Raw genomic sequence first — 21,887 nt, 5'->3', positions numbered from 1 at the left:
ACAACTCTCCTTCTTTGAGCCTTTGAGCCTCTTTTTCTAAAGAACTAATTCTTCAAATAACCTTTGAATGGTTTTATCTAAATCCTGACATAAACCCGGATGAGGTCTCGAAGTTTGAATTGCCGAGCTGCGAATTGCTGTTAACCAACGAAAGCGCTCTGGTATATCCATTTGTCCGATTGGTCCTCCATCTTTTGCTCCAATAGCTATTTTTTGTAACGAGGTTAAATTGCAATGCAGTTGTTCGATATCAAAATCTGACGAAAGTGCTTGAATTTTAGCATCATTTATATGGTACAATACTTTTATAAATTTGGCTCTTTTGCAAAATAATATGATACCTATGTTTAGGAATTCTTCGCGTTCGACTCTAGGTACCACACGAATTACGGCATATTCATATAAGTGACTATCTTGCATTTTCGGCTTCTTTTACAAAAATTTCAGAATGATTTAATCGTGTTTGTAAAAATTGCAAATATACATTTCGCAATCCTTCTGGCGTTTCATCGGTATCTTCCCAATTAAGCCATTCGTCTGGAATAAGTGCTACGATTTCCTGTAATAATTCGGTAGTTAAAACTGCTTTATATTCTGAATCCACTTCTTTTAAAAGCGCTGCTTGCGGTAATAACACATGATCTTTTATCAGTGCAAAAGGACTCTTGGCATGTTGCTCCCAATTGTTCCAAGAATGATGAAAATACAAACATGCGCCATGATCTATTAGCCATAATTCTTTATGCCAAATTAGCATATTAGTATTTCTAAACGTACGATCTACATTGGTGATAAAAGCATCCAGCCAAACAATTTGTGAAGCCAGCTTAGGAGTTACTTCTGTTACAACAGGATCAAAAGTAATAGCACCTGACAAAAAATGCAATGCTAGATTAAGTCCTTGACTTCCCTGCAATAAATCCTGAATCTCTTCATCGGCTTCTGTTCTACCAAAAGCTTCATCTAGGTTAGCAAATACTAATTCGGGAATTTGAAGTTTTAATGCATTGGCAATTTCTCCTCCTATTAATTCGGCAATTAGGGCTTTTACACCATGTCCTGCTCCTTTAAATTTTAGGACGTATTTAAAATCATCATCTGCTTCGGCCAAAGCGGGTAATGAACCGCCTTCGCGTAACGGACTTATATATCGCGTTACGTTTACCGTTCTTAGATCTAGTTTGTTTTTCATAGTCAGCTTTTACTGGAATACAAACTTACTAATTTAGATGGTTAGAATATTAGACATCTTAGATTTTTAGATTTTTAGATTTTTTAGAACCGTAGGTTCTAAAACTGCGGGGCTTTAGATTTGGTTGTTTTTGTTTCACGCAGATTTGGGAGATTTTGCAGATTATTAATACAAGTTTCTTTTTACTTTTCTAGCTCTTGTTTCTGTATATCTTACTTCTTCACATTTTACTTTTTCACATCTTACCTCTCTAGTAATAAAAAGGCTTTTCCTAAATTGGCTATAATGTCAGATGCTATGAATGATTGATAACCTGTTTCAGGCAATGCAATATCGGCAGTTAAACCATGTACGTACACTCCTAATTGAGCTGCTTGAATCGATTGATATCCTTGAGCAAGTAAGCTTGTGAGTATTCCGGTTAAGACATCACCACTCCCTGCTGTTGCTAATGCAGCATTTCCTGTAGTGTTTTGATAAATGTCGTCTTCATTTACAATATGCGTTGGTGCCCCTTTCATAACTACGATTACTCCATATTGTTTAGAGAATTCAATCGTTTTTTCAAATTTCTCTTGATTGGAGTTCCAACTTCCTATTAAGCGTTCTAATTCTTTTGGATGCGGTGTGAGTATTGTCCTTGGTTGAAGCAAATTAAGCCATGTTTTATTTTGTGATAAAATATTCAATGCATCGGCATCAATAACTAAAGGGGTTTGGTTTGTTTTTAGGAATTCATAAAAAGCCTTTTGTGTGATGTCCTCCTGCCCTATTCCTGGACCAATTCCTATGGCTTGTGCCTCTATCTCTAAGATGATTTCGGAAATGTATTTTTCATGAATGGTTGTCACTACCATTACTTCGGGAATTGTAGATTGAATGATTTCATAACCACATTTTGGAATATATGCTGTTACGAGTCCGCAACCTGATTTGATGCAGGCTTTGGATGCTAAAACTACTGCTCCTATCTTTCCGTAACTTCCTGCAACAAGAGCCGCATGTCCTTGTATTCCTTTGTGCGTATGGGAGTCTATAGGTTTGTAGATTTTTTGAATCTCGGCTTTAGTTATTGCAATTGCAGTTTTCATTGAGTTGTTATTTTTATTAAAATTACAAAAAACTATGATTCTAAAATGACTAATGCCTCCTGTGTCCAATAGCCCTGATAGTAGTGATATCCTTTATGTTTTTTACTGAAAAAGATTAATATAGCCCAAAGTGGCTAATAAAGAGTAGTTTACAAGAACCGAAAGTGCTATCGGTAACGATTTAGTAATGGTGCTTACTGCACTCGCTTTCATTTGATTACCTTGTAAATCATTACTGCAAATTTAATAAAAAAAGGGTTAAGTCGTAGCATACTTAACCCTTTTTCCGTTTTTAAATATTCGTAAAAAACCCAGTTGAAAATAAATCTTTCCCAATATGGGGACACTATGTGATAATGATTTACATATTATTTCCAAGTTTTGGCAAATCAAAGTAGATGTTATTCTGAAACTAATAGTCCCAATATCTAAACGTCAAAACTATGGAAATCGTGTTGAACAAAATACTATCGGAAATTCAGCATCAGGAAGATAAACTGTCTTCTCAAATGATGCAAACTGCGGATGAGGCTTACCAAATGACCTTATTCCTAAAGGAAATGCTCTTTACTATAAAGATGAAAGCCTTACAAACCGGATTTAAGGATGAGCAGCAGGAAATCAATTTTTTCAAGAACATCAAACCGCAGATTTTAGGAAAACTTATTTATTACAATAAGGTATTCCGCATTGAAACTACCTGCCCCGTAAGTGCAGGGAGAATACACCAAAGTTATTTTGAAAACCAACTGAAAATTCTGAAATCCGAATACAAGGAAAGCATATCCAATGAGGATTTTTACAGGTACTATCGTGCAGGCAGAACTGACCGTGACCACAGTTATTTCAGGCTCGGAAAAATCAATTACCACGATGGTCTAAAAAGTAGTGTATTTGAAATTGACCTTAGCTTTTCTACTTATTACGATAACAAAGTTGCCCATATTATAGCCAATGAATTACTTTATACTTTCTTGCTTACCAAAATAAACCCTGAAAAAAATCCCGATACCATTTCAATAAACGGTGATGGAAACAAAGACATTTCGTGGACGAACTCGCAAAATGCACTGATAGAATTGATTTACGCCCTGTATGTTTCCAAATCTATTGCATACGGGAAAATAGGCATCAGGAAATTAGCATTGATTTTCCAAATCCTCTTCCGAACGCCCTTGAACGATATACATCATTCTTTCCACCGAATGAAAACAAGGGCAGGCTCCCGAACGGTGTTTTTAGACCGGCTCAAAATTTCCCTCGAAGAGTATATGGATAAAGACCTTTAGCAACATCAGCACGGGTGTTTGAAAGCAGTACACAAAATGTACTGCTTTTTCTTTGCCCATATATGCCAATTGGCATATATGGGCAAAAGGCTACTACAAAATAACCGAAACACGCTAAAACCCTTATTAAACAAGGGTTTTTCTCATTGCAAAAAATTTGAAAAAAAGTGCCAAACCAATGGGTACGCATTGGCAGACAAACACTGCCACACTTCTGAATTTTGTACTGTGAATATTAAACAATAGTGCAATGAACATTATAACAGTTGACGAAGAAGTGTGGAAGCACCTCAACGAACGGTTGAAAGCCATTAGCGAATATATCCTCAAACTGGAAGATACAAGCTACGATAGCTTATGGCTCAACAACCACGAAGTCTGCCAGTATCTCCACATCAGCGAAAAAACGTTGTGGCGTATGCGCACCAACGGGCAGATAGCCTTTTCAAAAATGTACGGGCAGTATTACTATACGATTGGTGCTATCAAGGAAATGCTCAACGCAAACGCTGTGCAGACCACCGATGAATATGTAGAGCAGCTTATGGCGAAAGGCAAAAGCTATATCGAGAAAGGCAGAAAGCTGAAATCAGGTAATAATTAAAAGCGTAACCATATGAATATCGACAAAATGGAATTTGTGGCGTGGATGGAACGCATAATGGATAGGCTGGACATTCTTGGCAACCACATAGACGATTTGCAAAAGAAGCGCAACAGCATAGACGGTGAAGAACTACTGGACAATCAGGACTTATTGCAAATGCTGAAAATCAGTAACCGTTCCCTGCAACGCTATCGCTCCATAGGCAAGCTCCCTTATTATACCATTAGCGGAAAACTGTATTACAAACTGTCCGATGTGCATCAGTTCATCAGGGAAAGTTTTAACCCGCCTTTGCCGAAACTGGATGCCAATAAGTGACAAATGCTGCCTTTGAGTGCCACATAAAGCAAATCAGTGAAGGCTCACTTTACATTCGACCGTGAAATTTTAAAATTTTCAGATTATGAGCGAAGAAACAACTAATAAACAAGAAATGCCCGAACAGCTTTCGGACATCTTACTCGTACTGGATAAAGAGAAAATGAAAATCCAGGCAGTAAAGAGTATAGACGAAAACGGGAAAATGGAAACCGTTGACCCCACGAAGAAAAATCAAAACCAGTTTATGCGTGTGGATAAAAGCGGCGATTTCTTTTCCAACTTCTTTTCCAATTTTTTCAGCCAGTTAAAGAACCCCACAAACTTTACTTTCTTCAAAGTACCTGCCCCGGTTGCTGCTGAAAAAGCAGAGGAATTACAAAAGCACGTAGATAAGCCCACTCCACAGGGCGAAAAAGTGCTGAAAGAACACGAGGTAAAAACCGAACCTCAACCCGATAAAAAACAAGAAAATCAAAATAATATGGCAACAGCACAAACAACAACGGAAACAAGCGAATATCGCTACAAGCCGGAGCAGATTGATTGGGACACAATGAAAAACCTCGGATTAAGCAAAGAGTATCTTGAAAAAAGAAACCTGCTCGACCCTTTGTTACGAGGTTACAAAACCAATGAGCTTTTACCGATAGGTATCAACCTCGGTGGCTCTATCCTCCGTACGGATGCCCGCCTGTCTTTACAGCAAGCGGAAGACGGCAATGTTATCGTGGCAATACACGGTATCAAAAGAGAGCCTAACCTCCACTTTGAGTTTTTCGGTCACAAGTTTACGGACGAAGACAAGAAAAACCTGCTCGAAACGGGTAATATGGGGCGTGTCGTCAATTTGGTAAACTCCAAAACAGGCGACCTGATGCCGTCCATTATCAGTATTGACAGGCTGACCAATGACGTGGTTGCACTGCGCACGGAGTTTATAAAAATTCCCGATGAAATTAAGGGCGTAAAGCTGAATGACGAACAAAAACAAACGCTGATGGAGGGCAAACCGCTCTATTTAGAGGGTATGATTTCCTCGAAAGGAACGGAGTTTTCGGCAACTGTACAATTCAATGCTGACAAACGGTATGTTGAGTTCCTGTTTGACAGAGGCAACAACAATCAGCAGGCGCAAACGAACCAACAGAACACTCAACAAAGCAATCAGCAAAGCCAACCGCAAGAAGCTCCAAGAACTTTCAGGGGCAAAGAACTGGATGATGAGCAGTACAATAAGTTCAAAGCCGGACAAACCATATACGTTGAACTGAAAGATAAAAAAGACCAACCGTATAAGGGTTATATCACGTTCGACAAAGATACCGGAAAGACCAATTTTGAGTTTCCAGGTCAATATAAAGCAAGAGTGGAACCTGCTGAAAGCCATAAAACGCAGACTGCCGTCAATTCTGAGGGTAAAACCAACGAAGCGACCAAGAACGTCCAAGAGCCTTTGAAGTCCGGGCAGCAAAGACCGAAAAACGAGAAGCAGCAGGAGCAACAGGATAACAAGCCTGCAAAATCCAAAGGCAGAAAAATGTAATACAGTATGAAAACAATTATTGCAGAAAAACCAAGCGTAGCAAGGGAAATAGCCGGACTTGTGGGAGCATCCGATAAAAAGGATGGCTACCTGACAGGTAACGGCTATTTTGTTACGTGGGCATTCGGTCATTTAATAGGACTGGGAATGCCCGAAGATTACGGGATTTCGGGATTTGACAAATCAGCTTTACCGATATTGCCCAACCCGTTTTTATTGACCGTCCGAAAGGTCAAGAAAGACAAAGGGTACACTGCCGATACTGGCGCATTAAAGCAACTGAAAGTCATTGAGCAGCTTTTTACGAAGAGCAACAGCATCATCGTCGCTACCGATGCAGGACGAGAGGGCGAACTCATTTTCAGGTACATTTATGAATACCTGAAATGCAACAAGCCTTTTGAACGCCTTTGGATAAGTTCGCTTACCGAAAAGGCAATAAAGCAAGGCTTTGACAAACTGAAAGACGGGGCAGCATTTGACGGGCTGTATCAGGCAGCGCAAGGCAGAAGCCGTGCCGACTGGCTTGTAGGCATCAATGCTACGCAAGCATTGAGTATTGCCGCAGGTAATGGTATCTATTCGCTTGGAAGAGTGCAAACGCCCACACTGGCTTTGATATGCAAACGTTACCTCGACAATAAGAATTTCACGGTAAAGAAATACTGGCAGATACAATTAACGCACAACAAAGCCCAGGTTGATTTCAAAAGTATTTCCGCAACCAAATGGGACGAAAAGCAACTTGCTGATGATACCCTTAAAGCTATTCAGCGTGGCGCAACGGCAACCTTTACATCAGTAGAAACCAAAAGCGTTACAGAACAACCGCCCTTGCTTTTCGACCTGACAGGCTTACAAAAGGAAGCCAACAAAAGGCTGAAATTATCTGCTGAAGCAACGCTCAATATTGCGCAAAGCCTGTACGAAAAGAAGTTTATCACGTACCCACGTACCGGGAGCAAATACATCCCTGAAGATATGTGGGCAGAAATTCCAAACCTCGTGCGGGCATTGCAAAATCGTGAGGATTGCAAGCAAGCCCTTACCAAAATCAAATGGGGACGGTTCAACAAACGTATCGTGAATGACCTCCGTGTAACGGACCATCACGGTTTGTTGATTACGGACAAAGTGCCGTCCGTACTTAATGCAGACGAAAACAAGATTTACAATATGATTGCGCTTCGCTTGCTTGAAGCCATATCGCAAGCCTGTGTCAAAGAAATAACCGATGTATCATTACAGGTATTGCATTACGACTTTACGGCAAAAGGCTGTAAAATTCAGGAAGCGGGTTGGCGTTCCATAAAAGGAAGTTTTACCGATGACGGCGAAGAGCCAGTGCAGGAATTACCTGAACTGCATAAAGGCGACGAACTTGCCATAAAGGAAGCCGCAGTTTTGGAAAAGCAGACCAAACCACCAGTGCTTTACACCGAAGCCGGGCTTTTGTCGGCTATGGAAACCGCAGGGAAAGAAATTGAGAACGAAGAAGAACGCAAAGCCCTCAAAAATATCGGCATCGGTACTCCTGCAACAAGAGCCGCCATTATCGAAACCCTGTTTACCCGTAATTATATCCAACGGGATAAACGTTCTTTAATCCCTACGGAAAAAGGATTGCAGGTGTACGGGCTTGTAAAAGACCGGAAAATTGCAGACGTGGCAATGACTGCCGAATGGGAATTGGCGTTACAGAAAATAGAAAATAACGAAGCGGATGCCGGAACATTCCAAAAGGAAATGGAAACCTATGCCAAATCTATTACCGATGAATTGCTACAAACCTCTATTGCAAGCACCAACCAACCCAAACTAACCTGCCCGAAATGCAAAAGTCAGCAGCTTATTATCCGTGACAAGATTGTGAAATGCCCTGATGAGGCTTGTAACTGGGTACAGTTCCGCACCGTCTGCGGTGTACAAATCAGTATCGAAAATTTAACAAACCTTGTCAATAAAGGCAAAACCTCTCTTATCAAAGGAATGACAAGCAAAGCCGGAAAGAAATTCGATGCTTACATCATTCTGAAAGAAAACGCTGAAAGTTCCTTTGAGTTTGAAAAAAACAAAAGCAGTAAACGCAATGGAAAATAAACCGTCAATCGTACCCAAAGAAATCAGGAACCTGATTTATACTATCCGGGGCAAACAGGTAATGTTGGATAGCGACCTCGCTGCCTTATATCAGGTAGAAACAAAGAACCTGAACAAAGCTGTTAAAAGAAATATTAAGCGTTTTCCTGTATCATTCTGCTTTCAACTGACCGAAGAGGAAGTTGAAAACTTGAGGTTCCAAATTGGAACCTCAAGTTTAAATTACGGTGGCAGGCGTTATTTGCCCTATGTTTTTACCGAACAGGGCGTTGCAATGGCATCTGCCATACTCCGGTCTGATATAGCCGTTAAAATGAGTGTGGAAATAATGGAAGCCTTTGTAGAAATGAGGCGTATGCTTATCAGCAACGCTTCTTTGTTTCATCGTTTGGATAATATCGAATTAAAGCAACTGGAAGCCGACCAAAAATTTGAAGAGATTTTTAAGGCTTTGGAAAGCGACAAGCTCCACAGTGAAAAAGGCATTTTCTACGACGGACAGGTATTTGATGCCTACGCCTTTGTTTCCGATATTATCCGAAGGGCCAAAAGTTCTATTATCCTGCTTGATAATTATGTGGATGATACGGTGCTTACTTTGTTGGGTAAGCGTAAGACTAATGTAACCGCTACAATCCTTACCAAAAGTTTCAGCAATCAGTTACGGTTAGACTTACAACGCTATAATAGCCAATATCCTCCAGTAACTATTGAGGTTTTCTCCGATGCCCACGACCGATTTTTGATTATTGATAATGCAGAACTCTACCATATAGGAGCATCACTCAAAGACCTGGGCAAAAAATGGTTTGCGTTTTCAAGAATGGATATTGAAGTCGGCAGGATGCTCCAAATCTTAAATAATGAATAAAAAACCTCTGATAATTCGGAGGTTTTTCGCTAAATAGGTTATACTCACAAATTTAGACAAGTAGCTTTCTAAAGTAAATTATTAAGCTTCTCTTATTTACAACAGCTATTTCCTGCTTGTATTGGCGGGCATTTTACAGTACCATAACTGCAATACACACAACAATCCCCCTGTAATGGTTTTAATCTTGTTTTGCAATTTTCACATTCATAAAAATACTGGCAAGCATCTGTTGGCATTGTTTCCTCTTTTTTGTGTCCACAGTTTGGGCAAGTTATTATTGATTTTAATTTAATTTCCATTATGATATAACTTTACTTTTTAGTGATTTATAACCTGTCGAATTGATAGCTTTTTCGATTTCGGCAATACTTGTTTGCTTGTTGTCAAACTTAACAATAGCGTTGCCTTTCTCATAGGAAACGACAACTTCGATAATTCCTTTTAGTTTGCTAATCTCTGTTTTAATATGATGTTCACAACCTGAACAAGTCATCCCTTTGATTGTAAACTCAACTTTCTGGATTTTGGAAGTTTGGGTAATAATTGCTTTACTTTCGGTCTTTGGAAAAAAGATGTGGGCATAAAGGGGAAATGACAAAAGTAAAGCCGCCATAACAGTAATAATTCCTAAAAATGATTTTGTTTGCATAAAATTCGGTTTTTCATTTATTTCACATTCACAGTCAATTTGCTTTTTGGGTTTCAACTTTTGAAACCAAGCAAAACCAAGCACTAAAATTGTCAAGCCAATAAAATATGGTCGGAAAGGTTCGAGCCAAGAAAAGGTTGAAGCAATCCCGCTTGTCCCTGCTATTAGAGCTAAAACAGGCGTAATGCAACATAATGACGCAGCAATTGCTGTAAAAAGTCCAGTGCCGATTAGTTTGTTGTCCGTTTTCATATAGTTTATAAAATTTTCTGATTATCCGTTTATGCACCTGTTATATTCGCAATTACTAGTCTGTCAAAGAGTTTGTCTCCAAAATACCGTCTGTTTAATTTGTAAATAAACTCGTTGAGATACAACTGTAAGTATTTCCTTTTGATTTTATGGTAGTTGCCCAGCAATGTCCGTTTTGCATTACTGATTGCGATATGCACCCATTTGAGTGTTTCCTTGGTGGTTTTGGCGTCTGATTTCTCGGTGACGTGCAATTCCACCAGATCGGAGATGTCAACGTAAGAAGTGCTTTTGTCCGAAAATACGATGGCATCATCCTCCATGCAGTCCCTGACCACGCCGTTGATTCCTTCACTTTGATGGCTATCCAGTACCCTGGCCTTGAAATAACGCACATGCTTCTCCTTTTTGCCCGTTTCGATATCTTCCAACGGGGTGCTTTCGGCCATCACCGCAACGTTCTGCTTTCCCTCGGCTCCCCGGCCACGTGTACCCTTGCCTCGCTCGATTTCCTTACTGGCCACCGAAAAGTTAACGAATTCTTGCGGTTTCTTTCAGCGCCGCCAATACCGCCAGCCCGTCGCGCAAGGGGCGCGGCTCGTGTGTGCGGATGAAGTCAGCTCCACCTGCGGCGGCGGCAAGCTCTGCAGCGAGTGTCGCGGCCCCGACATCCCCCGGACCACGGCCTGTGAGCGCGCGCAGAAAGGATTTGCGCGAAACAGACAGAAGCACCGGCAAATCGAAGCGCAGCCGCAATTCATCGAACCGCGCCAGCACCGAGAGCGAGGTTTCGGGAGCAGCCCCCAGAAAAAACCCCATGCCGGGATCAAGGACAAGGCGGTTGCGTTTGATACCGGCACCCGTCAGCGCCGCGATGCGCGCGTCAAAGAACGCCGCAATGTGATCCATGATGTCGCCAGCGGGTGCCTCGCGCCGATCTGCCTGCCCGTCTTGCACCGAATGCATAACGACGAGTTTGGCAGATGATTTCGCCAATTGCGGATAGAACGCAGCGTCTGGAAAACCGCGAATATCATTGAGATAGGCCACACCACGCGACAAGGCATAGGCTTGCGTCGCGGGTTGATAACTGTCGAGCGAGACGGGAATGCCATCTGCCTTGAGCGCGTCCAGCACCGGCGCGATACGCGCGATTTCTGTGTCGGACGAAACAGGCGCGGCGTCGGGATTGCTGGATGCCGGACCGAGGTCGATCACATCTGCCCCCTCGGCCATCAGCTTACGCGCCTGCGCAATGGCTGCGTCTGGCGCCAGATACCGGCCTCCATCGGAGAAACTGTCCGAGGTTATGTTGACGATGCCGAAAATGATGAGCGATTTATTCATGGGGGCTTCTATAATAATACCTAAAATCCGCAGGTAGTTAATTAGGATGTTTAAAGATTCTGATTATCCGTTTATGCACCTGTTATATTCGCAATTACTAGTCTGTCAAAGAGTTTGTCTCCAAAATACCGTCTGTTTAATTTGTAAATAAACTCGTTGAGATACAACTGTAAGTATTTCCTTTTGATTTTATGGTAGTTGCCCAGCAATGTCCGTTTTGCATTACTGATTGCGATATGCACCCATTTGAGTGTTTCCTTGGTGGTTTTGGCGTCTGATTTCTCGGTGACGTGCAATTCCACCAGATCGGAGATGTCAACGTAAGAAGTGCTTTTGTCCGAAAATACGATGGCATCATCCTCCATGCAGTCCCTGACCACGCCGTTGATTCCTTCACTTTGATGGCTATCCAGTACCCTGGCCTTGAAATAACGCACATGCTTCTCCTTTTTGCCCGTTTCGATATCTTCCAACGGGGTGCTTTCGGCCATCACCGCAACGTTCTGCTTTCCCTCGGCTCCCCGGCCACGTGTACCCTTGCCTCGCTCGATTTCCTTACTGGCCACCGAAAAGTAACCCTCATCCAGTTCTATCATCCCTTCCAGTGTATACCTTGCATCCCGGTTGCCCATCGCCCTGCGGAGTTTGTGTACCATCGCCCATACCGGTTCGTAACGCTTCAATCCTAATTGCTTCTGGAGTTCGTTGGTGGAGAATCCCTTTTTTGTGCAACTCATCAGGAACATCGTTTTGTACCACACCAGAAACGGCAGCTTGGAGCTCTCCATGATCGTACCGCTGCGCAACGAGGTGCGGAAACGGCAACCTTTGCATTCATAACTCCATTTACCCTGTAACCAATAATGGGAAGTGCCCCCGCATCGCTTGCAGACAACCCCTTCCTTATCACGCTGCTCCTTGAAATGCAAACGACAATCTTCCTCCGAACCGAAATGAGCCGTAAAACTGAATATGTTCATAATCCCTGCTTTTTGAGCGCTAATATACTAAAAATATTAGGTGTGTTTGCGGAGAATCAGATAGATTTTTCAAAACACTCAAGTCCATACTCGCATTATGAAAAATTAATAAATTAGATGAAAGATATTTAGAAAGTTCGTCTTCCCATAATTCTTGAAAATTAAGGGAAAATTCTACATCTTCATATGAAATTCCGTGTATTGAAGTATGAGTTTTTAAAAACTTTTCTGATTTTGGTGGATTTATATAGTGTTTTGTCGAATAAACTATTGTGTCATTTTTCACGAAGCATAATCCGATTGCACAAGCACTTAATCTACTGTTATTTGCTGTCTCAAAGTCAATAGCAATAAAATCAAATTTATTTTCAAAGTACTCAGGGAATGTATGAGGATTTTTAAATTGATTGAATTTCAATTTTTGCAAAATCGCTTGTTCGTATTGAGGTTTTACTTTATAACCAACTTGTTTTGCTTTTTTTAGCCAAGGTTCAAGAATATAGTTTGGTGTATTTTCGATAAAATTATAGAATAGAAATTCATTGTTTGTTTCAGGATTTATTCCCGAAACTTCCATTTCAATTTGATTTTTTGGTTTAGGTTTAAAAAAGTTAAACATAGTTCATTTTGTATAATTCAGACGAGTTTTGGTGTAATATGGCATATAACGTTTGGCAAATTGGCGATGGAGCCGACTTTTAGCACAAATGTTGAATAGAATTACTAATCTTCAACATTGCACAAAAGTTCAATAGAAGTACTTCACCGGCTCTATTGCCAATTTGTTTGTTATGTGCCGTTTTATTCCATTTTATACATTTAACAATTGCTGAAACGTAAAGTCGGGTTTAAACATTTCAATTTCGTTTTGAGTTGATTCTTCTTGTGCTTCTTTGCCATAGATAAACATTTGCTGTTCATAATTTTTAACAGCCTCTTCAATGCTATTAAATTTTCCATCGGCTAGATTATCAGACAATATCAAGGCATCCACCAACCCACTATTTACTCCCTGCCCTGCAAAAGGCGGCATCAAATGTGCGGCATCCCCAATCATTGTTATGGGTAATGGGCGCTTGCTTTTCCAAGGCTTTTCTAAAGGAAATATCCGTGTAGCCAATCCTACAAATGACAACGTCGTATGAATCAATTCTTTGTAGCGTTCGTCCCAATCGGAAAATTCTTTCAGAAGAAAATCAACGACACTATTTCTGTTTTGAAAATCTACCTGCGTTTGGTTTTTCCATTCATCAGGTGTTTTAAAACTTATTCCAAAATGCAATGCACCATTATTATTGGGGTTAGCAAATAATAAATTACCTTGGTGAGATGCCATTAGCCGGTTTCCATTGCATAGCTGAAAAAATCCAGGACAGTTTATCTCTGGTTGATGAATATCGGCTTGTATATTGAAAGTACCTGTTTCTTCAACTTCCGTGTCGGTAACAAATTTTCTTACCTTGGACATCCCGCCATTGGCAAGAATAACCAAATCTGCTGTTTCACTCGGTTTATTCTCAAAAGTTAGTGTCCACTTCTTCTTACCAGGTTCAAGCATAACAAGTTTTCTATCCCAAATAACCGTGTCGTTTTCTAAACTATTCAACAAGATAGCCCTTAAGTCATTTCTGTTTATTTCAGGATTGTCAAATCGATTTTCGGGCTTTACATTTTTTGTGGATAAAATATTGCCTTTTTCATCAGCAATATTTACACCCATTGGTAAGGCTAAGTCATAATAAGTTTGTAACAATCCCGCTTTTTTCATTGCTTCCTGACCTGAACCTTTGTGTAGGTCAAGGGTTCCACCAAAAATTCTTGCCTCTCGGTCGTTGTCTCTTTCGTAAACTGAAACGTCTATGCCGTTTTGCTGTAATAATTTTGCCATAGTCAGTCCAACGGGTCCACCACCAATTATTGCAACGTTCTTATCACTAAGTAAATTCATTTGTTTGTCTGTATCTATTCGCATTGTCATTCAAAAATGGCACATAACGGGAAACGCATTGGCGAAGTGGCGGATAAATTGGACAAAAAGTTCAATTTAGCGAGAACGTAGCCGATGTGTTTCCACAGAGCTAACTTACAAATAAAAAGCGAATGTGGAACACATTCGGCGGAATAAAATGCAGAAACTTTCAATTTAGCACTTAACCTGCCATTTTGCCAATGCGATGTTATGTGAAGGAATTTTTAGTATCTTTGTATTCAAATAATTCACATTTTATGTATTTCAGCAAGCCTTGGTAATTAAAAATTAAAGTAAATTATTAAATCGTCTTTTTGAGACGGTTGCTATTTGGTACGTTAATTTTTAATTTAAAATAAGGTAATAATGAAAAATATAAAACCCTTAACTTTTCCGTTTAATTCGGAAAATAATACATCCATAAAACAAAGTCTTTTTCGATTTCGAGAATATTTTGATTCTTCTACAATTGTTGGTTTAGGCGAAAACGCACATTTCATAAAAGAGTTTTTTACATTCAGGCATCAAGTTATTGAGTTTTTAGTAACTGAATGTGATTTTGACACCTTGGCATTTGAGTTTGGTTTTTCTGAAGGATTAGAAGTTGATAAGTGGATAAAATCACAAATTCCATTCGACGATTTGGATAAGTTACTGTCACACTTTTATTATCCAAATGAGTTTAAAGATACTTTGCTATGGCTTCGTCGGTATAATCAAGACAATAATAATCAAATTACCTTTTTAGGTGTGGATATTCCTAAAAATGGAGGTTCTTATTTTCCAAACTTTCGTATTGTATCTGATTATTTGCAAAGACTTTCAATCGTTTCTTCTGATGTCTTACAGAAGATTTTAAATCTTGCTGAGAAATTTGATTTCTATTCGACTTCTCAGCTTGCGTTAAATTTATCGCTTTTTGATGAAGCTGAACATAATGAATTAAAAGCATTGCTATTAAAAGTTTACATTCGTTTGATTACTCTTCAACCAAAATTAGAAAGTTTAGAATTTCAATCGATAGTTCATCAAGTTAAAGGCTTGATTTATATGAATTATAATGCTGATGCTATGGAAAGTTTCATTACTGAAAGGGGAATTGAAGGAGATATGGGAGCAAAAGACCAGTATATGGCAGAAAGCATTGATTGGTTTTTGAAAAATTCACTTGGTAAAAAGATTATTTTGGTTGCCCACAATGCTCACATTCAAAAAACTCCGGTAGATTTTGATGGATTTATTAGTTGTTATCCAATGGGGCAAAGACTTTCGATGACTTTTGGAGAAAAATATAAAGCATTTGCAATAACTAATCTACGTGGAGAAACTGCGGCATTGTATCCTGATAATGATTATCAATTTGGCTTTAGGGTTGATAAATTTCCACTTGATTTTCCAGAGTCGGATTCTGTTGAATTTATTATGCAAGAATTTGGAGGAAAAGAATGCTGTTTACTAATGAACAGAAGTACGGAATTAAAAAATTGTAATAAGATTCGATTTGATTCGATGTGCCTAAAAACTGAAATAGAAGAAGCTTTTGACGGAATTTTTCTAATAGAAAAATCAACTGTTTCAGAAGTAGTGGATTGAGAATTTATAAATTTAATTTCGAAACGGCACTTTCTTTTTGGAGGTGCCGTTTTATTCTTTCACATAACGTGCCGCGTATTGGCGATGGGCGGGATTTTTAGCACTGAACTTTAATCGAAGAACAGAAGTTGAATTTTGCACTTCCGTTGATACGAAGCCGTTCAGCCCGCCTATTGCCAATACGATGTTGTACGACGTAGTTATGTTTTGGGTTTTAGTCCAGCTAAATATTTTCGTATGTCATTTTCTAATTTATCCGGGTATTTGTACTCTAATTTTTTTGACAATTCAGTTCCTATTTCTGAAACTAAATCAGTCATTGAAAATAGAGCAGTCCAATTTTCCTTTATATCGCTCCCTGAAAATGTTTGTTCTGTTTTAGCCCACATTTCCTGGTTAAGATACTTTTTGAAAAGCCGTCCATATTTATTGGTCGTTATGTTCCAATTGTGTTCACTTGCAATGTGCCATTCAATTAAAGGAATTAAATATTCTGTGCGAATAACGGTTTCCGACATAAATTTCGCATAGAATATTTCATCTCTCACAAGACACTTTGCCACGTAAGTTGTGTCCCACCAAAAATCGTTTATTAGATTTTGAAACTCTTTTTCAGACGGTTTTTTGATAATGGAAATTTGATAAGTTGGTTTCAGCATTTGCTTTGTAATACCATCTTTATCAATTAAAATTTTATAACCAATATCCCAATCTTCTGGTAATTCTTTCTCTTGCGTTTCCTTTATAAATTTTGATTTGCTGTAAAGTTTAAAATCTACTTTCACACCGTCTTCATAAAGTAGCATTTTCATTGCGTGTTTATGGTTAAAACAACTTTCGTCTTCTTCAATCATAGCAATTGGATTTCCGAATTTAAGCGTCCAGCTTTTGTCTGAAATGTAATTTGTATTATCCTCAAAAACAAATTCAATGTCTAAATCACTAAATTCGTCAACAAGTGCTAAAGGATTTACAAGTGAACTTGTCAGAAGAAGAACTCTTACATCTTCGTTTTTCTCCGACCATTCTATAATTGTTCTTAACTTTTCTTCTCTGACTTTCATTTTGTTTGGTTCGGTTTTACTATGTCGTACAACGGTTCTCAGCTATACGCAGGCAGGGATTTTAACCACTGAACTTCCTACGAAGAACTGAACTTTAAATTTACCACTTAACTGTCCTACGAAGCACGAAACCCCTGCTTGCGTATAGGTGATGTTATGCGGTCGGTTTTCATTTTCTCTTCTTTCTCGTTAATTTGTCAAGCAAAGTTACTAAATTTGCAGTCAAGCAATTTCAATTTTTGAATTATGTATTTCAGCAGACCTTGGACTTCTATCTAAGTGATAGGCAGTCCTGAAAATTCCAATCTCTTTTAGGTCAAGACAATTAGTCTATGGGTTTCGTGTACCGACTTTTTTGTAAAGGCGTTACGTTGTCATAGTTGCTCTGTCGGGTAATACTGTCTATTCACTTCTCCACGATTTGAATTCAAGTATTCACCTGTAAGAAGTTACTAATGACAAAAAAGAAATTGCCCGTTCGTTTTACGGGTCAGCACTTTACTATTGATAAAGTGCTAATAAAAGATGCAATAAGACAAGCAAATATAAGTAATCAGGATACGGTTTTAGATATTGGGGCAGGCAAGGGGTTTCTTACTGTTCATTTATTAAAAATCGCCAACAATGTTGTTGCTATTGAAAACGACACAGCTTTGGTTGAACATTTACGAAAATTATTTTCTGATGCCCGAAATGTTCAAGTTGTCGGTTGTGATTTTAGGAATTTTGCAGTTCCGAAATTTCCTTTCAAAGTGGTGTCAAATATTCCTTATGGCATTACTTCCGATATTTTCAAAATCCTGATGTTTGAGAGTCTTGGAAATTTTCTGGGAGGTTCCATTGTCCTTCAGTTAGAACCTACACAAAAGTTATTTTCGAGGAAGCTTTACAATCCATATACCGTTTTCTATCATACTTTTTTTGATTTGAAACTTGTCTATGAGGTAGGTCCTGAAAGTTTCTTTCCACCGCCAACTGTCAAATCAGCCCTGTTAAACATTAAAAGAAAACAGTTATTTTTTGATTTTAAGTTTAAAGCCAAATACTTAGCATTTATTTCCTGTCTGTTAGAGAAACCTGATTTATCTGTAAAAACAGCTTTAAAGTCGATTTTCAGGAAAAGTCAGGTCAGGTCAATTTCGGAAAAATTCGGTTTAAACCTTAATGCTCAAATTGTTTGTTTGTCTCCAAGTCAATGGGTAAACTGTTTTTTGGAAATGCTGGAAGTTGTCCCTGAAAAATTTCATCCTTCGTAGTTCAAAGTCGGGTGGTTGTCAAGATGATTTTTCTGGTTTGGTGTCGTCTTTTAAGCTGCCGCATAACGAAAAATGGTAGCCGTAGTTGCCGGATTTACAGCACTTTCGTATCAATTTAGCACTTCGGTTCGTTAAAAGCACCAAAGTATCAAGTTGGCACGAAAGCCGGCAATTATCGGCTACCATATGTTAGTGGCATTTATCATTTCATTATATTCATTTGCTTTAACGCATTTTTTGTTACATTAATTCTCGATGAAATAAAATCATCAACATTCAATCCGTCTGTCGGAATTACATTTGTTGCAAAAAAATAAACATTAGATTTTGTTTCAACATAACCAACAAACCAACCATTATATTTTTCTTCTATCGAACTTAATCCAGTCTTACCGCTTAAAATGTAATTTTCAGTTCGCTCAATTTCCATAATATTTTTGACAATCTTTATTGTCCTATCAGAAATTGGAAATTTTGAAAAATAGAATTTCCTTAAAAAGTCGATTTGTTGTTTTTGAGATATTTTTGAATTTCCTTCAAGCCAAAAATTGTCAATCGTTAAACTGTCAAAAATCATATTTTTATACTCAAATTTTTCTAAATATTCTTTCATTTTAATTGTTCCGATTTTCCTTGCAATTTCCTGATAGCAAGGAACACAGGAAATTCTAAAAGCATCTTTAAATGATAAATCTTTTTCCCAAATATCCATTTTTCTCTGCTCGCCATTCCATTTTAAAATAGTTGTATCATTTTCAATAATGCCTAATTCAACAGCAATTATAGAATTTGGAATTTTGAATGTTGATGCAGGTAATTTTCCGTTTTTAGCCCAATCAAAGTCATTTGAGTAAAAAGTATTCTTGTCGTTATCATAAATTAGAATTGAACCATTTACTTGAAAACTATCTAAAATTTTGTCAAAATCAGAAATTTCTGTTTCAATTATGTTTTTATTCGTTGTTGTGTTACAGCAAACAAATAAAAATATCATTGAAATAAAAACTACAAATAAAATATTTTTCATTTATTGTCTAATTATCGTTTGTTTTTGTTGCCACTAACGGGAAACGCATTGGCGAAGTGGCGGATAAATTGGACAAAAAGTTCAATTTAGCAGTGACGTAGCCGATGTGTTTCCACAGAAGCTAAATTATTAAAAAAAGCTGAATGTGGAACACATTCGGCGGAATAAAATGCACAAAAGTTGAGTTTGGCACTTAACCCGCCATTTTGCCAATGCGATGTTATATGCCGTATTTTTTGATAAGATAATTTAAGTCAGCTTCGTTTAAAATTCTAATGTTTGCTTTTTTTGATTGGTTTAAGTCGTTTATTTTTTGGATTTTTGACCAACCACAATCTTCACCTGCAAAAACAAAATCTACTTTACCTGTTATTCCTGATTTTATTTGTCCACCAATTTTCATTAGAAAAGTTTTTATTTCTTCTCTTTCTATTGAAAAGTTGCCCGTAATAACTATTCCTTTTCCTATTAAATCAATGTTTTCAAGTTCGTTTTGAGTTATTTGATAATTTGATAAATGCTCTTCATTTTCTTCTAAAACATCTTCACTTGGTTGATTGAAATAATTATTATTTGTTTTAGGCTGGTCATCAATTTTTCTTATTAGTTCTTGATAACTTGGATACTTGTCAGTCAATTCGCCAAATATTAAAGCACAAAGTTTTGCATCGAATTCTGGGTCGTGATGATTTGTTACTTCTAAGTCCAAACTCTCTGCTAAATCTTTTATTTTTTTAGGCATCCCAAGTTTATCTGCAAATAACATTGTGTCAATATAACTTATGACATATGGTTTTAAATTATAATGTTCATATAGATTTTTCTGATTATCCGTTTATGCACCTGTTATATTCGCAATTACTAGTCTGTCAAAGAGTTTGTCTCCAAAATACCGTCTGTTTAATTTGTAAATAAACTCGTTGAGATACAACTGTAAGTATTTCCTTTTGATTTTATGGTAGTTGCCCAGCAATGTCCGTTTTGCATTACTGATTGCGATATGCACCCATTTGAGTGTTTCCTTGGTGGTTTTGGCGTCTGATTTCTCGGTGACGTGCAATTCCACCAGATCGGAGATGTCAACGTAAGAAGTGCTTTTGTCCGAAAATACGATGGCATCATCCTCCATGCAGTCCCTGACCACGCCGTTGATTCCTTCACTTTGATGGCTATCCAGTACCCTGGCCTTGAAATAACGCACATGCTTCTCCTTTTTGCCCGTTTCGATATCTTCCAACGGGGTGCTTTCGGCCATCACCGCAACGTTCTGCTTTCCCTCGGCTCCCCGGCCACGTGTACCCTTGCCTCGCTCGATTTCCTTACTGGCCACCGAAAAGTAACCCTCATCCAGTTCTATCATCCCTTCCAGTGTATACCTTGCATCCCGGTTGCCCATCGCCCTGCGGAGTTTGTGTACCATCGCCCATACCGGTTCGTAACGCTTCAATCCTAATTGCTTCTGGAGTTCGTTGGTGGAGAATCCCTTTTTTGTGCAACTCATCAGGAACATCGTTTTGTACCACACCAGAAACGGCAGCTTGGAGCTCTCCATGATCGTACCGCTGCGCAACGAGGTGCGGAAACGGCAACCTTTGCATTCATAACTCCATTTACCCTGTAACCAATAATGGGAAGTGCCCCCGCATCGCTTGCAGACAACCCCTTCCTTATCACGCTGCTCCTTGAAATGCAAACGACAATCTTCCTCCGAACCGAAATGAGCCGTAAAACTGAATATGTTCATAATCCCTGCTTTTTGAGCGCTAATATACTAAAAATATTAGGTGTGTTTGCGGAGAATCAGATAAAATTTTATTATCATCAAGTATTTCAAAAAATGGGGTCAACATTTTTTCATACTCTTTTGTCAATGAATAAAAAATAGTTTGTGCTTTTCTTTCCGTTTCAATTAGTCTACGGTCTTTGAGCTTTCGTAAATGTTGAGAAATTGCAGAAATTGTCATACCGAGAATATCGCTTAAATCACAAACACATAGTCGTTTTTCTTCATAAATCAGAAACAGGATTTTCAGTCTTACATTGTTTCCCGCCAATTCAAGTCCATTCGACAAATAGTCAAACGAACCGTGAAGTTCTGAAACTCGTTCTTTACAGCGATTGATTTGTTTAATGTCCGCCTGTTGTCTTATACAAGAAGTACTATCCATGTTGCAAATATAGTTAATTTGCTTATTTAAGCAATTGCTAAAATACAAAAAGTTAAAACCGGCTTGGTTGAACTGTTTGTTCCTACTGTATATTTTCGTAAAAGGTTAGTAAATTTCCGTATAAGTCCAAAGTTGCAAATTCTCTTGTGTCGTAGTAAGTGGTTTCTATTTCGGTTTTTTCATTGTGTAATACTTCCTTTTCTTTTAGTTCTTTATACAGTTCGTCAATGCCTTTTATTTCAATCCGGCAACTGTGTGTACCTGCCAAAAAACTTTCCGCTCCGCTACTAATCGGTTTGAGAAATAAAAAAATACTTTTCCATTTCCAGCTATAATTACAGGAAGCCCATAAATGTAAGTCTATACCATTCCTAATTAATATTGCAAAGGTTTCTTCCATATGTCTGCAATCAAAGCCCAATCGGGCTTTATAAAAGGCAACTGCTTTTTCAATATCCCGAACAGGAAATGCAGGTATGGTCTTTATTAGTTTTATCATTTTCGCGATATTATTTTAATTATTGAACCTTATATTTTTTGTACATCTGTTGAAATCATATTGCCA

23 protein-coding genes and 1 pseudogene are annotated in these 21,887 nt (G+C 38.5%); 8 read left to right on the top strand and 16 right to left on the bottom strand.

Going from position 1 to position 21,887, the window contains the following annotated elements:
- Positions 1-36 precede the first annotated feature (36 nt).
- The 3 genes from LNQ49_RS20945 to LNQ49_RS20935 all read right to left on the bottom strand — a co-directional run bounded on the left by LNQ49_RS20945 (position 37) and on the right by LNQ49_RS20935 (position 2,283).
- Positions 37-420 (bottom strand): DUF3037 domain-containing protein, encoded by a 384-nt coding sequence (locus tag LNQ49_RS20945; RefSeq protein WP_229990889.1) that lies wholly within the window; start codon positions 418-420, stop codon positions 37-39.
- The gene (locus LNQ49_RS20940) at positions 410-1,192 is read right to left on the bottom strand and encodes a HipA family kinase (protein WP_229990888.1); all 783 of its coding nucleotides are present in this window, start codon (positions 1,190-1,192) and stop codon (positions 410-412) included. Before LNQ49_RS20940 ends, LNQ49_RS20945 begins: the two co-directional genes overlap by 11 nt.
- A gap of 242 nt (positions 1,193-1,434) precedes the next feature.
- Complete coding sequence (locus tag LNQ49_RS20935; protein WP_229990887.1) at positions 1,435-2,283, bottom strand: NAD(P)H-hydrate dehydratase; 849 nt, start codon at positions 2,281-2,283, stop codon at positions 1,435-1,437.
- A 443-nt stretch (positions 2,284-2,726) separates the two neighbouring features.
- Between LNQ49_RS20935 and LNQ49_RS20930 the strand changes: the two genes are divergently transcribed.
- From LNQ49_RS20930 to LNQ49_RS20905, 6 genes are all read left to right on the top strand, one after another.
- The gene (locus LNQ49_RS20930) at positions 2,727-3,572 is read left to right on the top strand and encodes an RteC domain-containing protein (RefSeq protein WP_003002362.1); all 846 of its coding nucleotides are present in this window, start codon (positions 2,727-2,729) and stop codon (positions 3,570-3,572) included.
- Positions 3,573-3,822: 250 nt separating this feature from the next.
- Positions 3,823-4,176 (top strand): helix-turn-helix domain-containing protein, encoded by a 354-nt coding sequence (locus tag LNQ49_RS20925; RefSeq protein ID WP_024566644.1) that lies wholly within the window; start codon positions 3,823-3,825, stop codon positions 4,174-4,176.
- A 12-nt stretch (positions 4,177-4,188) separates the two neighbouring features.
- On the top strand, positions 4,189-4,497 hold the full coding sequence (locus LNQ49_RS20920) for a helix-turn-helix domain-containing protein (protein ID WP_002978404.1): 309 nt from the start codon (positions 4,189-4,191) through the stop codon (positions 4,495-4,497).
- Positions 4,498-4,582: 85 nt separating this feature from the next.
- Entirely contained in the window at positions 4,583-6,043 is a 1,461-nt protein-coding gene (locus tag LNQ49_RS20915) for a DUF3945 domain-containing protein (RefSeq protein WP_003002367.1), read from the top strand.
- Positions 6,044-6,049: 6 nt separating this feature from the next.
- The gene (locus tag LNQ49_RS20910) at positions 6,050-8,143 is read left to right on the top strand and encodes a type IA DNA topoisomerase (protein WP_003002368.1); all 2,094 of its coding nucleotides are present in this window, start codon (positions 6,050-6,052) and stop codon (positions 8,141-8,143) included.
- The gene (locus LNQ49_RS20905; RefSeq protein WP_487313310.1) at positions 8,106-9,014 is read left to right on the top strand and encodes an ORF6N domain-containing protein; all 909 of its coding nucleotides are present in this window, start codon (positions 8,106-8,108) and stop codon (positions 9,012-9,014) included. The genes LNQ49_RS20910 and LNQ49_RS20905 overlap by 38 nt, the downstream gene beginning before the upstream one ends.
- Positions 9,015-9,106: 92 nt before the next feature.
- Here LNQ49_RS20905 and LNQ49_RS20900 read toward each other — a convergent pair whose 3' ends face one another.
- From LNQ49_RS20900 to LNQ49_RS20870, 7 genes and pseudogenes are all read right to left on the bottom strand, one after another.
- The gene (locus tag LNQ49_RS20900; protein ID WP_078704224.1) at positions 9,107-9,316 is read right to left on the bottom strand and encodes a GDCCVxC domain-containing (seleno)protein; all 210 of its coding nucleotides are present in this window, start codon (positions 9,314-9,316) and stop codon (positions 9,107-9,109) included.
- Positions 9,316-9,918 (bottom strand): mercuric transport protein MerTP, encoded by a 603-nt coding sequence (merTP, locus tag LNQ49_RS20895; RefSeq protein WP_003002375.1) that lies wholly within the window; start codon positions 9,916-9,918, stop codon positions 9,316-9,318. The genes LNQ49_RS20900 and merTP overlap by 1 nt, the downstream gene beginning before the upstream one ends.
- Positions 9,919-9,947: 29 nt before the next feature.
- Positions 9,948-10,448 (bottom strand): annotated as a pseudogene (locus LNQ49_RS20890) (IS1595-like element ISBbi1 family transposase); the annotation flags it as partial.
- A gap of 1 nt (position 10,449) precedes the next feature.
- Positions 10,450-11,265 carry a sulfonamide-resistant dihydropteroate synthase Sul2 gene (gene sul2 / locus LNQ49_RS20885; RefSeq protein WP_001043260.1) on the bottom strand — a complete coding sequence of 272 codons (816 nt, stop codon included), beginning with the start codon at positions 11,263-11,265 and terminating at the stop codon, positions 10,450-10,452.
- A gap of 71 nt (positions 11,266-11,336) precedes the next feature.
- The gene (locus tag LNQ49_RS20880) at positions 11,337-12,245 is read right to left on the bottom strand and encodes an IS1595-like element ISBbi1 family transposase (RefSeq protein ID WP_005807145.1); all 909 of its coding nucleotides are present in this window, start codon (positions 12,243-12,245) and stop codon (positions 11,337-11,339) included.
- Positions 12,246-12,264: 19 nt separating this feature from the next.
- The gene (locus LNQ49_RS20875; RefSeq protein ID WP_050427871.1) at positions 12,265-12,864 is read right to left on the bottom strand and encodes an exonuclease domain-containing protein; all 600 of its coding nucleotides are present in this window, start codon (positions 12,862-12,864) and stop codon (positions 12,265-12,267) included.
- A gap of 192 nt (positions 12,865-13,056) precedes the next feature.
- Positions 13,057-14,223 carry a tetracycline-inactivating monooxygenase Tet(X2) gene (locus LNQ49_RS20870; RefSeq protein ID WP_008651082.1) on the bottom strand — a complete coding sequence of 389 codons (1,167 nt, stop codon included), beginning with the start codon at positions 14,221-14,223 and terminating at the stop codon, positions 13,057-13,059.
- Positions 14,224-14,580: 357 nt separating this feature from the next.
- On the opposite strand from LNQ49_RS20870, the gene ere(D) reads away from it, so the two are divergent.
- A complete protein-coding gene (ere(D), locus tag LNQ49_RS20865; RefSeq protein ID WP_009040233.1) occupies positions 14,581-15,807 on the top strand; it encodes an EreD family erythromycin esterase in 1,227 nt (408 codons plus the stop codon).
- 200 nt (positions 15,808-16,007) lie between these two features.
- Here ere(D) and LNQ49_RS20860 read toward each other — a convergent pair whose 3' ends face one another.
- Complete coding sequence (locus tag LNQ49_RS20860) at positions 16,008-16,871, bottom strand: aminoglycoside 6-adenylyltransferase AadS (protein WP_003013318.1); 864 nt, start codon at positions 16,869-16,871, stop codon at positions 16,008-16,010.
- Between the two features lie 455 nt (positions 16,872-17,326).
- On the opposite strand from LNQ49_RS20860, the gene erm(F) reads away from it, so the two are divergent.
- Complete coding sequence (erm(F), locus tag LNQ49_RS20855; RefSeq protein WP_004295323.1) at positions 17,327-18,127, top strand: 23S rRNA (adenine(2058)-N(6))-methyltransferase Erm(F); 801 nt, start codon at positions 17,327-17,329, stop codon at positions 18,125-18,127.
- Positions 18,128-18,329: 202 nt separating this feature from the next.
- Here the strand turns inward: erm(F) and LNQ49_RS20850 are convergent, their stop codons facing one another.
- From LNQ49_RS20850 to LNQ49_RS20830, 5 genes are all read right to left on the bottom strand, one after another.
- The gene (locus tag LNQ49_RS20850) at positions 18,330-19,154 is read right to left on the bottom strand and encodes a class D beta-lactamase OXA-347 (protein ID WP_004295324.1); all 825 of its coding nucleotides are present in this window, start codon (positions 19,152-19,154) and stop codon (positions 18,330-18,332) included.
- 220 nt (positions 19,155-19,374) lie between these two features.
- Positions 19,375-19,896: a BRCT domain-containing protein gene (locus LNQ49_RS20845; protein ID WP_229990886.1), complete on the bottom strand. Its 522-nt coding sequence runs from the start codon at positions 19,894-19,896 to the stop codon at positions 19,375-19,377.
- A gap of 93 nt (positions 19,897-19,989) precedes the next feature.
- Positions 19,990-20,898 carry an IS1595-like element ISBbi1 family transposase gene (locus LNQ49_RS20840; RefSeq protein ID WP_005807145.1) on the bottom strand — a complete coding sequence of 303 codons (909 nt, stop codon included), beginning with the start codon at positions 20,896-20,898 and terminating at the stop codon, positions 19,990-19,992.
- A gap of 19 nt (positions 20,899-20,917) precedes the next feature.
- Positions 20,918-21,322: an ArsR/SmtB family transcription factor gene (locus tag LNQ49_RS20835; protein ID WP_196376694.1), complete on the bottom strand. Its 405-nt coding sequence runs from the start codon at positions 21,320-21,322 to the stop codon at positions 20,918-20,920.
- Positions 21,323-21,404: 82 nt separating this feature from the next.
- Positions 21,405-21,821 carry a bleomycin resistance protein gene (locus tag LNQ49_RS20830; protein ID WP_003002379.1) on the bottom strand — a complete coding sequence of 139 codons (417 nt, stop codon included), beginning with the start codon at positions 21,819-21,821 and terminating at the stop codon, positions 21,405-21,407.
- Between the last annotated feature and the right edge of the window lie 66 nt (positions 21,822-21,887).

This window comes from Flavobacterium pisciphilum (assembly GCF_020905345.1).
GTDB lineage: Bacteria > Bacteroidota > Bacteroidia > Flavobacteriales > Flavobacteriaceae > Flavobacterium > Flavobacterium pisciphilum.
Note: the sequence above shows the minus strand (reverse complement) of the source record. Positions and strands in the feature narration are given on the sequence as shown.

Excerpts from the sequence above, each read along its gene's own strand:
- LNQ49_RS20840 (WP_005807145.1), bottom strand. The coding sequence starts at position 20,898 with ATGAACATATTCAGTTTTACGGCTCATTTCGGTTCGGAGGAAGATTGT.
- LNQ49_RS20915 (WP_003002367.1), top strand. The coding sequence starts at position 4,583 with ATGAGCGAAGAAACAACTAATAAACAAGAAATGCCCGAACAGCTTTCG.
- LNQ49_RS20935 (WP_229990887.1), bottom strand. The coding sequence starts at position 2,283 with ATGAAAACTGCAATTGCAATAACTAAAGCCGAGATTCAAAAAATCTAC.
- merTP (WP_003002375.1), bottom strand. The coding sequence starts at position 9,918 with ATGAAAACGGACAACAAACTAATCGGCACTGGACTTTTTACAGCAATT.
- LNQ49_RS20880 (WP_005807145.1), bottom strand. The coding sequence starts at position 12,245 with ATGAACATATTCAGTTTTACGGCTCATTTCGGTTCGGAGGAAGATTGT.
- LNQ49_RS20930 (WP_003002362.1), top strand. The coding sequence starts at position 2,727 with ATGGAAATCGTGTTGAACAAAATACTATCGGAAATTCAGCATCAGGAA.
- LNQ49_RS20875 (WP_050427871.1), bottom strand. The coding sequence starts at position 12,864 with ATGTTTAACTTTTTTAAACCTAAACCAAAAAATCAAATTGAAATGGAA.
- LNQ49_RS20870 (WP_008651082.1), bottom strand. The coding sequence starts at position 14,223 with ATGACAATGCGAATAGATACAGACAAACAAATGAATTTACTTAGTGAT.
- sul2 (WP_001043260.1), bottom strand. The coding sequence starts at position 11,265 with ATGAATAAATCGCTCATCATTTTCGGCATCGTCAACATAACCTCGGAC.
- LNQ49_RS20835 (WP_196376694.1), bottom strand. The coding sequence starts at position 21,322 with ATGGATAGTACTTCTTGTATAAGACAACAGGCGGACATTAAACAAATC.
- LNQ49_RS20945 (WP_229990889.1), bottom strand. The coding sequence starts at position 420 with ATGCAAGATAGTCACTTATATGAATATGCCGTAATTCGTGTGGTACCT.
- LNQ49_RS20925 (WP_024566644.1), top strand. The coding sequence starts at position 3,823 with ATGAACATTATAACAGTTGACGAAGAAGTGTGGAAGCACCTCAACGAA.
- LNQ49_RS20920 (WP_002978404.1), top strand. The coding sequence starts at position 4,189 with ATGAATATCGACAAAATGGAATTTGTGGCGTGGATGGAACGCATAATG.
- LNQ49_RS20860 (WP_003013318.1), bottom strand. The coding sequence starts at position 16,871 with ATGAAAGTCAGAGAAGAAAAGTTAAGAACAATTATAGAATGGTCGGAG.
- LNQ49_RS20940 (WP_229990888.1), bottom strand. The coding sequence starts at position 1,192 with ATGAAAAACAAACTAGATCTAAGAACGGTAAACGTAACGCGATATATA.
- LNQ49_RS20830 (WP_003002379.1), bottom strand. The coding sequence starts at position 21,821 with ATGATAAAACTAATAAAGACCATACCTGCATTTCCTGTTCGGGATATT.
- LNQ49_RS20900 (WP_078704224.1), bottom strand. The coding sequence starts at position 9,316 with ATGGAAATTAAATTAAAATCAATAATAACTTGCCCAAACTGTGGACAC.
- LNQ49_RS20910 (WP_003002368.1), top strand. The coding sequence starts at position 6,050 with ATGAAAACAATTATTGCAGAAAAACCAAGCGTAGCAAGGGAAATAGCC.
- LNQ49_RS20845 (WP_229990886.1), bottom strand. The coding sequence starts at position 19,896 with ATGCCTAAAAAAATAAAAGATTTAGCAGAGAGTTTGGACTTAGAAGTA.
- LNQ49_RS20850 (WP_004295324.1), bottom strand. The coding sequence starts at position 19,154 with ATGAAAAATATTTTATTTGTAGTTTTTATTTCAATGATATTTTTATTT.